This window comes from Nostoc sp. DedQUE07, assembly GCF_034530975.2.
Classification (GTDB): Bacteria; Cyanobacteriota; Cyanobacteriia; order Cyanobacteriales; family Nostocaceae; genus Nostoc.
The window spans coordinates 1-10,505 of the sequence record NZ_JAVRCC020000100.1; the positions used below are offsets into that span (position 1 = coordinate 1).

The window sequence follows — 10,505 nt, forward strand, 5'->3', positions numbered from 1 at the left end:
AACTATTTTTCCCAAAATATTTTTGGATGGCTTCTGCATCACTATCAAAGCCTTAAAAAGTAAGGGTTTCAGGGTATAGTATTGCTGAAGTCTCTAAGGAAGCGTTTAAAGTTGTGAGCTATTGTGCTGTTTTGCCTCCCTGGTTGGTTTTAGATCCTCTCTTGCGTGCCTGGTTGTTGGAGGATATTGGCAGGGGCGATCGCTTTCCCAGAGCGTAAATTATTTATAGATCATTTCCTTTGCGGCTCAATCTGACAGATAGTATCCAACGCCGAATCGTTTTGTACGCACTTTTGCCCACTTGTGTATCAATATATTATATAAGAGAGCAAAATTTGCTGTAACGACTCAAAAAAATTCAGTTCCAGCCTAATGCTTCACTGATTTGCGCTGCTAGTTTCAAGGGACGGAAAGGCTTGGCAAAGACAGCAGCTACATTTAAGCCAGTAAACACCTCTTGAGCGGACTCCTGGACTTTGGCAGTTAGTAAAATTACGGGAATTGATTTAGTGACGGGGTTAGCCTTGAGTTGTTGCAGAGTGGCACGCCCATCCATATCAGGCATCATCATATCTAGTAAAATTACATCAAGCTTAGAGTTGGCTGCTACATTCAACGCTTCCCAACCAGTACAAGCAGTCAACACGTTCCAACCAGCAGCCATTTCTAATCCCAATTTTGCGATCGCCTGCACATCTTCTTCATCATCAACAATCAAGATATTTCTGCTCATATTGTCACTCTCGCATGATATGTGATGCTGATTAGCTTGATTAGTCTTCAGCTATTTTAGAATGCAATCGGGTAGAAGTAGGGGAGATTTGGGTAATTAAAGGCTGCTATTGAGAGTCTACTAAAGGTAACAGTACATAAAAAGTGCTACTTTTGCCTAAAATGCTCTGAACCCAGATTTTACCATCATGTTGCTGTATGATATCTCGGCAAATAGCAAGTCCTAAACCTGTTCCTCCTTTGTTACGGGAGTCAGATGCATCTACCTGCTGAAAACGCTCGAAGATGATTTGTAATTTATCTTCAGGAATTCCTCGCCCTTCATCTTGGATCGTAATTAAAAGAAAGTTGGGTGATGAAGGCTGATTTTCTTCAGATTCAACGCTTTTAGATTCTGAGAGAGTGGCACTTATCCACACAGTGTCACCTGGTTCAGAAAACTTAATCGCGTTGCTCAGTAAATTGGTGAGGGTTTGCAGGAGGCGATCGGGATCTGCCCAAAGTTCTGCTGCTACGGGATTTATAATTAGTCGAACTTGTAATTTATCTGCCATTGCTTGCATTGCTTCCGTTGCCGTAATTAGCAAGTCTGCGGCGTTGCACTTCGCCTTCCGTGTAAAGATTTTGCCCGATTTCATCCGCTCTAAATCGAGAATATCGTTCACTAAACGAATCAGGCGTTCAGTATTAGTTGTGGCAATGCTGAGGACTTTTTGTCCCTGTTCGGTTAGAGTTCCCAGTTGCCCTGAACTCAATAAATCTAATGCTCCCATTGTGGAAGTTAAAGGTGTACGCAACTCATGACTAACTAAAGAGATAAATTCGTTTTCTAGGCGTTTACGTTCGGTGATGTCATTGGCAATTAATAAAGCACATGGCACTCCACCTAAGTCAATTAATTCGAGAGATATCAGTATGGTTTTGAGTTCTCCAGACTTTGTAGAAAATTCAAATTCTAGATTGTACAGCGAACCAGTTTCCGGCAGAAGTTGAATTGTTTGAGCGATCGCGACTGTGTTTTTACCTAAATTAAGTTCGGTAGCAGTATCTCCAATTACTTCCTCTAAACAATAGCCGCTCATCTTCAAGAAGCTGGGATTGACATCAATAAAACGAGCTTCCGAAACTGTAGCGATCGCAATTGGGTTGGGACTAGAGCGAAAAACCTTAGCAAACTTCTCTTCTGCTTTGGCGCGTTCAGAAATTTCCTGCTGCAACCGATCATTTTGGGCTTGGAGTTGTCGTTGCAGTTTCCAAATGGTCAAATGATTTTCAATTCGTGCTAAGACCTCTTCTAGTTGGAAAGGCTTAGTGATGTAGTCCACCCCGCCAGCTGTAAAAGCTTTCACCTTATCTAGCACATCACCCAAAGCGCTGATAAAAATTACTGGAATTTCGCGGGTGCGATCGTTTGCCTTCAGATGTTGGCAGACTTCATAGCCATTCATCTCAGGCATATTCACATCCAGCAAAATTAGGTCGGGAGGAACTGCATTTGCTCCCCGTAAACCCGTAGAACCTTTGGTTACACTCCTAACTTTATATCCCTGTTCCGTCAACATGGCGGATAGGAGATTCAGGTTTTCTGGCGTGTCATCAATCACCAGTATGTCTGCTTTGGGGAAGTTGAGTGACTCTTTAGGCATAGAAATATCGACTTTAGCCAGAATAGGCTACTAATTGTTTCTAGAGATTTTAACCTTAGTTCAATATCTTAATAATCAGTTACAAAAAAATAGCAATTACCCATTTATCTACCCTAGTTCTCCCCGATTAATTTCTAATGTTAAAAACATCAAATCAAGTTTGTAAGTCACTTACTAAATTACACAACAAAGAGTAACTTGTATGCAAAGTGCAACCATCCGAAAACCAACTATTCTTGCATCAGGAGAAGGAAATCAATTTTCAGTTATTGGTGCACAGTTCACAACAAAAGTAACCGGAGAAGAGACTAATCAAGCGTGGACAATTTATGAAATTACAGATACAGAGGAAAATGGCCCACCACTTCATACTCACCCTTGGGAAGAGGCGTTTTATATTCTAGAAGGTGAACTAGACATCCAAATTGGTACAGAAACAATTTTGGCATCACCAGGCTTTTTCGTTAACATTCCTCACAATACAGCACACGGCTTTAAAATTCGTTCTGCTACTGCGAAATTTTTGGTTTTAATTTCACCCAAGGGCGCGAAAAAGTTTTATGAAGAAATGGGTCAAGTAGCAGATAGTGCATCCCTAAACATGGAAAAAGTACAGCCTGTTTTGAGCAAATATGGATTGCAGTTTATTGCATGAAATTTTGCTTTGGGTGGATTTGGGCGCACATATGTGTGCCCCCATTGGGATAGGCAATATATAAACACGCAGAGTTCGCGTTGTAAATCGCTTTTGTTGACAAATACATCTATTTCTACAGAAATGCTATGCACTCAATAACCAACAAGCAACTCTATTCCAGAGCAAAAACTGTCCGCTTTTTCGCTACTACTGCCCTAAGTTTGGGTTTCACCGCTAGCCTTGTTTTTTACCCAAGCGCGAGTCAGGCGGGTAACGATAATGGAGTGCCTGCTGAACTTCAGGGCGAGTGGCGGTATGGCCGGATTTCATCCATCCAATACCAAGACAGTTACACAGGGCAGTCCGCAGCCCCAAACGGCTCTAGCGACCAATTCCAACTTACATCTAATGGGAATTATAAGCGAAATAGACTGATTCAAATCAACACCTACAACTGTGCGTCTAATCTCTTCATAGAGGAAAAAGGCAAAGTTAAGATTGAGGCTCAACGCCTGACTTTTCAACCCAGCGACAGCACATCTAAAGGGCAAATCTGCAATAGCGGGCGCACCTACTCCAGCCGCAATACAGCAAAGCCTGAGACTTACCAGTGGTCGATTGAGACGAATGATTATGGGCAGCAAGTTTTAGTACTTGAGACTGCCGATGGCAAGGGTCGCGCTCATTATGGACGACCTCAATAAGCTAATGAGCATTCAATTTGCATAGAACCCAATACGCTGAGGTTAAGAATTTTTTCTCTCCCCTGCCTCCCCTAGTTTTACCCGATTGTTTTCTAATCTACAAGATATCGAACGAGGTTATTCTATGATTCACCATATTTCAATTGCTGTTAGAAACCCTAGTCATGTTGCTCAAGTTCTGGGGGAAATCTTAAAAGCGCAAGCTGTTCCCTTTCCTCCTAATCCAGGAAGTTATATGGTTCTACCTTTTGATGAATACGGTACAGGTATTGAACTTTATCCTTTAGGTTCTCAAATAGAACCTGGTGAAGGTGATGAAGAATGCGTATTTGTACATACTGCTATTACTTCCAGGTATACAGATATTCATGCAGCTATCTCTGTACCAATTAGTCAGCAAGAAATTGAAAAAATTGGTGTTCGTGAAGGTTGGCGTGTAGTGCGCTGTAACCGCGATTCTTTCTTTGATGTGATTGAGTTCTGGGTGGAAAACAGGTTAATGATTGAATTGCTAACACCAGAAATGGCATCTCAATATTTGAAATTTGCTACCCAGCAAGAAAATCTGAAATATTTTTTAGCAGAACCAGCTTTAGCTACAACTTGATAAACATTTATTGCAATTCTATTTTATTTGTAAGAATTGCAAACCGCAGCTCCCCAACTTGTTTGATAAGTTGGGGATTTTGTCGATTATAAGTCACTAAAAAACAAGCTGAGGCTTTGGGAAAGTTTTTTCATGTTGATACAAGTTTGTTTATTTGTTGATTTTCTTTTCCCTATACCGCCAAATATCGACAAAACCTTCAGAGTGCTTAGTCTTTGAAGGTTTTGCAGTTAAACTAATAATGTTTTCCCACCAATTGGTTGATGATATAAAGTCATTAGCTGGCTAGCATTTAAAGTTTCTATGGCATAAGCTTTTCCTGTTAAGTCGCTGAATTCTACTTCAAAAACTCCAGGTTCATATTCTTCTACAATCGTTCCTACTTGACCGCGATGTAATCCCAATTCTGGTAAGTCTTCAGTTAGGGCAACCACATCTAATAATTTCATCGGTATTACCTCATTGCTTAGATTACATAACAGGTGACTAGGCGGGGGAAGCCTTCATTATTACGCACTATCCAAACGCTTTGAATAATTGCTTGTTTATCTGAACGATTCAGGGGAAAATCAATGATATATTTTTGACCGTATGGATTGCTTTTACCAGGGATAGCATCATAATTTGCTACTGCTTGTAAAAGGATCGCTTGTAATTCTTCTGCATCATCTAAATTTAAGCCTAGTGCAGATTTAAATACACGGGCTTTGTGTTTTCCTTCTGGATGTTCGGGGTTGAGACAGTAACCCGCGATTTTATCTATTTCAACGATAGCGCATTCACGGTTAGGAAGTTTCATAATACTTTTGCTACAACCTTCTCCGCTTTTTTGACCTGGATATGACCTTTATGCAATGTACCCTAATTGCAAAAGACTAAGATTTCACCGCCGGATACTGCTTCAAAACTTGCTGTAAATATTGCCCAGTATAAGACCTGGGATTTTTTGCAACTTCCTCTGGTGTACCCACAGCAATTAATTCTCCGCCTTTGTCGCCACCTTCTGGGCCCAAATCTATCACCCAGTCTGAACAGCGAATTACATCTAAGTTGTGTTCAATTACTAATATTGAATTCCCCTTATCTACCAATCGTTGCAACACATCTAACAATTTGTGAACATCGTAAAAAGATAACCCTGTTGTCGGTTCATCTATTAAATAAAGTGTCTTACCTGTGGCGCGTCGAGATAGTTCTGTTGCCAATTTCACCCGTTGCGCTTCACCACCTGATAAGGTAGTCGCAGGTTGTCCTAGTTGGACATAACCCAACCCGACATCAAATAAAGTTTGCAAACGCGCGATCGCTTTGGGTATATTCTGGAAAAAGTCTAAACTCTCTTCAACTGTCATTCTCAGAACATCAGATATAGACTTATCTTTATACTTCACCTGCAATGTTTCGCGGTTATACCTTGCACCTTTACAAATTTCGCATTGCACGTAAACATCAGGGAGAAAGTTCATTTCAATAACATTCACACCCTGTCCGCTACAAGCTTCGCAACGTCCACCTTTAACGTTGAAGGAAAATTGTCCAGGTTTGTAACCCCTAGCTTTGGCTTCTACTGTTTGGGAAAATACATCTCGAATGGCATCGAAAATTCCTGTGTAAGTTGCAGGGTTAGAACGTGGTGTGCGTCCGATTGGGGATTGATCGATAACGATCGCTTTATCAATCGCATTCAATCCCTGGATTTTATCCAAATGTCTCGGTAAGGGAACTTTCTTAGTTAAATGGTGTTGCAGAGATGGATATAGTAATTCGTTAATCAGTGTAGATTTGCCAGAACCAGACACGCCAGTGATGGAGACGAGTTTACCTAGCGGAATGTCTACATCGATATTTCTTAAATTGTTGCGATGGGCATTTTTAATTCCCAAACTGCGCCCATTTCCTTCTCGGCGTTGTGCTGGCGTGGTAATTACTCGCCTTCCTGATAAATATGCACCCGTCAAGGAATCTTCTGCTGCTAATAACGCCTGAAAATCACCTTGGGCAATAATATTTCCGCCGTGAATTCCTGCACCAGGGCCAATATCAACAATGTGGTTAGCTGCGCGAATTGTTTCTTCATCGTGTTCAACGACAATTAATGTATTACCCAAATCGCGCAATTTAGTTAAGGTTTTAAGCAACCTGCCATTATCTCGTTGATGCAAACCAATACTCGGTTCATCTAAAACGTAGAGAACTCCTGTTAATCCAGAACCTATTTGCGTTGCTAGACGAATTCGTTGGGCTTCGCCACCGGAAAGAGTCATGGCGGGACGGTCAAGGGTGAGATAATCTAAACCTACATCTAACAAAAATTGCAATCTAGCTTTGATTTCTCTCAGGACTAAATCAGCAATTTGTAACTGGCGATCGCTTAACTTAAATTGCTCAATTCTCTCCCGACAATCCCGAATTGATACGGTAGTTAATTCTAAAATTCCATATTGTCCCAACTTCACCGCCAAGGCTTCCGGTTTTAATCGTTTTCCCTTACAAACTTCACACGGTTGATCAATTAAATACTGCTCTAATTTTTGCTTAACTAATTCCGAACCACCCTCATATTGCCGTTGCAAAATTGGAATAGCACCTTTAAAGCTTTGCTTTCTTTGTGCCTCTGCGGCTCGTTCATCTTTCTCTCCATACAGAAGAATTTGCTGCTGTTCTTCTGTCAGCTTGCCCCAATTTGTCTGTAACTCAAATCCATAAATCTGTCCCACGCTATAGAGTAATTCCAGATAATAAGAATTATCTTTTTCTGACCAAGGCGCGATCGCAGCATAAACTGGCGCTTCCCAGTCGGGTACGATCAAGTCTGGCGCAAATCTTCTTAAAGTCCCGATGCCATGACAGTGCGGACAAGCACCATAAGGTGAGTTAAAGGAGAACAATCGCGGCGATAGTTCCTCCATTACCGCCCCATGTTCTGGACAGGCAAAATTTTCCGAAAATACTAATTCTTCTTCTTTTTCTTGTCCGTCGTCACCAAGCAGACTCACAAGAATGGCTGCAATCCCACCCGATTGCTTGAGACACGTAGACAGGGAATCAACCAAACGCTCTTGGATATCAGCTTTTTTCACCAAGCGGTCAATTACCACTTCGATGGTGTGGGTAAAATTTTTATCCAATTCAATGGAATCTGACAGTTCGCGAATCTCGCCATTAATCCGCACGCGGACAAAACCTTGAGATGCCAGACTTGACAAAAGCTTACGGTGTGTGCCCTTTTTCCCCCTGACAACGGGTGCAAGAATTTGGAAGCGGGTGCGATCTGGTAATTCCATGATGCGATCGCACATCTCATCGATTGTCTGGGGTGCAATACAGCGATCGCATATCGGACAATGGGGTTCGCCAGCGCGACCAAACAACAGCCGTAAATAGTCGTAAATCTCTGTCACCGTACCGACAGTAGAACGCGGGTTATGAGACGTTGACTTTTGGTCAATAGAAATTGCTGGACTTAAGCCTTCAATCGCTTCTACATCCGGCTTATCCAGTTGTCCTAAAAATTGTCGTGCGTAGGCGCTGAGGGATTCCACATAGCGACGTTGCCCTTCAGCGAAAATGGTATCAAAGGCTAGAGAAGACTTACCAGAACCAGAAACGCCAGTGAATACGATTAGGCGATCGCGTGGCAATTCCAAGTCAATATTTTTCAGATTATGCTGCCTAGCACCCCGAATCCGAATGGTATTCTGGCTGTTGTGGCTGGGGTACGGAAGATGTCCATTCAAGGATGCTGCATGCTGTTGGTCTGACATATTGGGCGGCAAAGAAGGAGTTTCTGATGAAACAGTCCTTAATAATACTATCTTTAATCGGTTTATTGTAGAACAATCGTACTGTTTTAGTTAGTTATCGTTCCAGATTCATGGCGCAGATATCCTTAAGAGTCTGCTAATTTGGAAGCATCCCGACTAAATATCCTTCTGAGGGCGAAGCTATGGTATCGCAAATCCAACCGTCGGCCCAGCCAGAGGTCATCTACCCAGATAGTGACGGACAACCAGTAGCTAATAATACCATACAATTTGGCTGGATTGTAGAAATCAAGCAGAATTTAGATTGGCTATTTGCCGACGATCCAAATGTATTTGTCGCCGGAGATTTATTTTGGTATCCCGTAGAGGGACGTAACAAAATTGTTAACGCTCCAGATGTAATGGTGGTATTGGGTAGACCAAAAGGCGATCGCTTGTGCTACCAACAATGGAAAGAGGAGGGAATTGCACCGCAAGTGGTGTTTGAAATTCTTTCTCCCAGCAACACCCAAACTGAAATGGACAAGAAATTACTTTTTTATGACCGCTATGGCGTGGAAGAGTACTACATTTATGACCCCGATCGCAATAATTTGCGTGGATGGTTGCGTAGCGAAGACGGTTTAGATGTCATCCCCCAAATGGAAGATTGGGTGAGTCCCCGTTTAAAAATTCAGTTTGCTTTATTAACAGAGGGTTTGCAGTTATATCGCCCTGATGGAGAACGGTTTTTAACTTATACAGAAATTTCTCGCAACGCCGAGCAAGAACGACAACGGGCGGAACTTGCAGAACAAGCTAGAAGAGATGCCATACCCCGATTATTGCAAATGAATTTGAGCATCGAACAGATTGCCCAAGCTTTGGGATTGTCAGTGGAAGAAGTGCGAACCTTTGCTCAGGAGTAACGCCGTGTGCAATTTTTTAATCGGGTCATTAGAAATTGAATTTGTACTTGAGATATTCCGATCATGCTAGCCAATGCAGCCACTCATAATGTCACCTGGGAAAAGTTACCTGATGATTTTGTTTTAGACAACGAACCAGTAGATAACATTAATCAGCCACTCTTGGTTGCTGCTTTAACAGAAAGCTTGGAACTTGCTGGCAGATTACCCACCGATGCTTTAACCATCACTAATTACGGTATTTGTGCCACCTTAAATAATCGATTTGTCGTCAAAGCACCAGATTGGGGTTATGTACCATCTATTCGAGTCTCACGAGAAGAAGTGAAGCGCAGTTATACGCCACGACTCCAAGGTGATATTCCGGTAATTGTGATGGAATTTCTCTCAGATACCGAAGGTGGAGAGTATTCGAGTAAACCGACCTATCCCCCTGGTAAATGGTTTTATTATGAGCAGATTTTACAAGTGCCAAACTATGCCATTTTTGAACCAGATGGGGGAGTTTTAGAAGTTTATCGGCGAGATGATTTCGGACGTTATAAACTGCAAACACCTGATGCAAATAATCGTCACTGGATTGTCGAAATGAACTTGTTTTTAGGCGTATGGCAAGGAAGCCGAGAAAACCGCACAGGTTATTGGTTGCGTTGGTGGGATGATAACAGCGAACTATTACTGTGGGGTTTGGAGTTAGCAGCAAAAGAACGGCAAGAGAAAAATGTCGCTCAACAGCTTGCAGAAGAAGAAAGTCAGCGTGCAGAGAGATTAGCAGCCCAGTTAAAAGCGCTAGGAGTGGAACCAGAGGTTTAACTCGGAAGTTCGACCTTTTTACTCGGCCATTGGTGTTTGGAACTCGGAAGTTCGAGCTTTTTACTCGGTCATTGGTGTTCGGAACTCGGAACTTTGACCTTTTTGCTCGGTCATTGGTGTTCGGAACTCGGAACATCGACCTTTTTGCTCGGTCATTGGTGTTCAGAACTCGGAACTTTGACCTTTTTGCTCGATCATTTGTGTTTGGAACTTGAAACACCGAGTTCTCAACTGCGATCGCATCTCTAATTTACCAAGTGATCGCCTTTAGCTCTACATTTAAGCTTAGAATTACTGCAAAAATTAGGTTCTCAACTGCGATCGCATCTCTAATTTACCAAGCGATCGCCTTTGGCTCTACATTTAAGCTTAGGATCACTGCAAAAATTAGGTTCTCAACTGCGAGCGCATTTCTTTTTTAGTGAGTGATCGCCACATTTAAGCTTAGAATTACTGCAAAAATTAGGTTCTCAACTGCGATCGCATTTCTAATTTACCAAGCGATCACTATTTTTGAATATTAACTCCCTCATCCTCCTTATCTCCTACTGCCTTGGACACACCTTAACCGCATCAGGATGGCTAATCAAATAACTCTTAAGCCAACTGCAACCCTGTGCTAATAAATCATCAAGATTCAGATTCCACAATTTGATGGTGTTGTCAGCACTGGCGGAAGCTAAAGTTTTGCCAT

General features: G+C 42.1%; 11 protein-coding genes and 1 pseudogene. 7 read left to right on the plus strand and 5 right to left on the minus strand.

The genetic code is table 11. The features are described from left to right. Positions 1-113: 113 nt before the first annotated feature. Positions 114-203: pseudogene (locus tag RMZ95_RS33710) on the plus strand (nicotinate-nucleotide diphosphorylase (carboxylating)); the annotation flags it as partial. Between the two features lie 155 nt (positions 204-358). On the opposite strand, the gene RMZ95_RS33715 reads toward RMZ95_RS33710, so the two are convergent. After that, a complete protein-coding gene (locus RMZ95_RS33715; protein WP_322682377.1) occupies positions 359-733 on the minus strand; it encodes a response regulator in 375 nt (124 codons plus the stop codon). 106 nt (positions 734-839) lie between these two features. After that, a complete protein-coding gene (locus tag RMZ95_RS33720; RefSeq protein WP_322682376.1) occupies positions 840-2,378 on the minus strand; it encodes an ATP-binding protein in 1,539 nt (512 codons plus the stop codon). 202 nt (positions 2,379-2,580) lie between these two features. On the opposite strand from RMZ95_RS33720, the gene RMZ95_RS33725 reads away from it, so the two are divergent. The 3 genes from RMZ95_RS33725 to RMZ95_RS33735 all read left to right on the plus strand — a co-directional run bounded on the left by RMZ95_RS33725 (position 2,581) and on the right by RMZ95_RS33735 (position 4,326). Next, complete coding sequence (locus RMZ95_RS33725; RefSeq protein ID WP_322682375.1) at positions 2,581-3,033, plus strand: cupin domain-containing protein; 453 nt, start codon at positions 2,581-2,583, stop codon at positions 3,031-3,033. A 128-nt stretch (positions 3,034-3,161) separates the two neighbouring features. After that, positions 3,162-3,719, plus strand: a complete 558-nt coding sequence (locus tag RMZ95_RS33730; RefSeq protein ID WP_322682374.1) for a hypothetical protein — start codon at positions 3,162-3,164, stop codon at positions 3,717-3,719. A gap of 124 nt (positions 3,720-3,843) precedes the next feature. Continuing rightward, complete coding sequence (locus RMZ95_RS33735) at positions 3,844-4,326, plus strand: hypothetical protein (protein ID WP_322682373.1); 483 nt, start codon at positions 3,844-3,846, stop codon at positions 4,324-4,326. 230 nt (positions 4,327-4,556) lie between these two features. Here the strand turns inward: RMZ95_RS33735 and RMZ95_RS33740 are convergent, their stop codons facing one another. From RMZ95_RS33740 to uvrA, 3 genes are all read right to left on the minus strand, one after another. After that, positions 4,557-4,775 (minus strand): DUF4926 domain-containing protein, encoded by a 219-nt coding sequence (locus RMZ95_RS33740; protein WP_322682372.1) that lies wholly within the window; start codon positions 4,773-4,775, stop codon positions 4,557-4,559. 17 nt (positions 4,776-4,792) lie between these two features. Then, positions 4,793-5,125 (minus strand): DUF6883 domain-containing protein, encoded by a 333-nt coding sequence (locus RMZ95_RS33745; protein ID WP_322682371.1) that lies wholly within the window; start codon positions 5,123-5,125, stop codon positions 4,793-4,795. A 76-nt stretch (positions 5,126-5,201) separates the two neighbouring features. Continuing rightward, entirely contained in the window at positions 5,202-8,090 is a 2,889-nt protein-coding gene (gene uvrA, locus RMZ95_RS33750; RefSeq protein WP_322682370.1) for an excinuclease ABC subunit UvrA, read from the minus strand. A gap of 182 nt (positions 8,091-8,272) precedes the next feature. Here uvrA and RMZ95_RS33755 point away from each other — a divergent pair, with 182 nt between their 5' ends. The 3 genes from RMZ95_RS33755 (at position 8,273) to RMZ95_RS33765 (ending at position 10,060) form a co-directional block, all read left to right on the plus strand. Further along, positions 8,273-8,998, plus strand: a complete 726-nt coding sequence (locus RMZ95_RS33755; RefSeq protein WP_322682369.1) for a Uma2 family endonuclease — start codon at positions 8,273-8,275, stop codon at positions 8,996-8,998. Between the two features lie 63 nt (positions 8,999-9,061). Then, positions 9,062-9,811, plus strand: a complete 750-nt coding sequence (locus tag RMZ95_RS33760; RefSeq protein ID WP_322682368.1) for a Uma2 family endonuclease — start codon at positions 9,062-9,064, stop codon at positions 9,809-9,811. A 36-nt stretch (positions 9,812-9,847) separates the two neighbouring features. Further along, positions 9,848-10,060: a hypothetical protein gene (locus tag RMZ95_RS33765; RefSeq protein ID WP_409884510.1), complete on the plus strand. Its 213-nt coding sequence runs from the start codon at positions 9,848-9,850 to the stop codon at positions 10,058-10,060. The last annotated feature ends 445 nt before the right edge of the window (positions 10,061-10,505 follow it).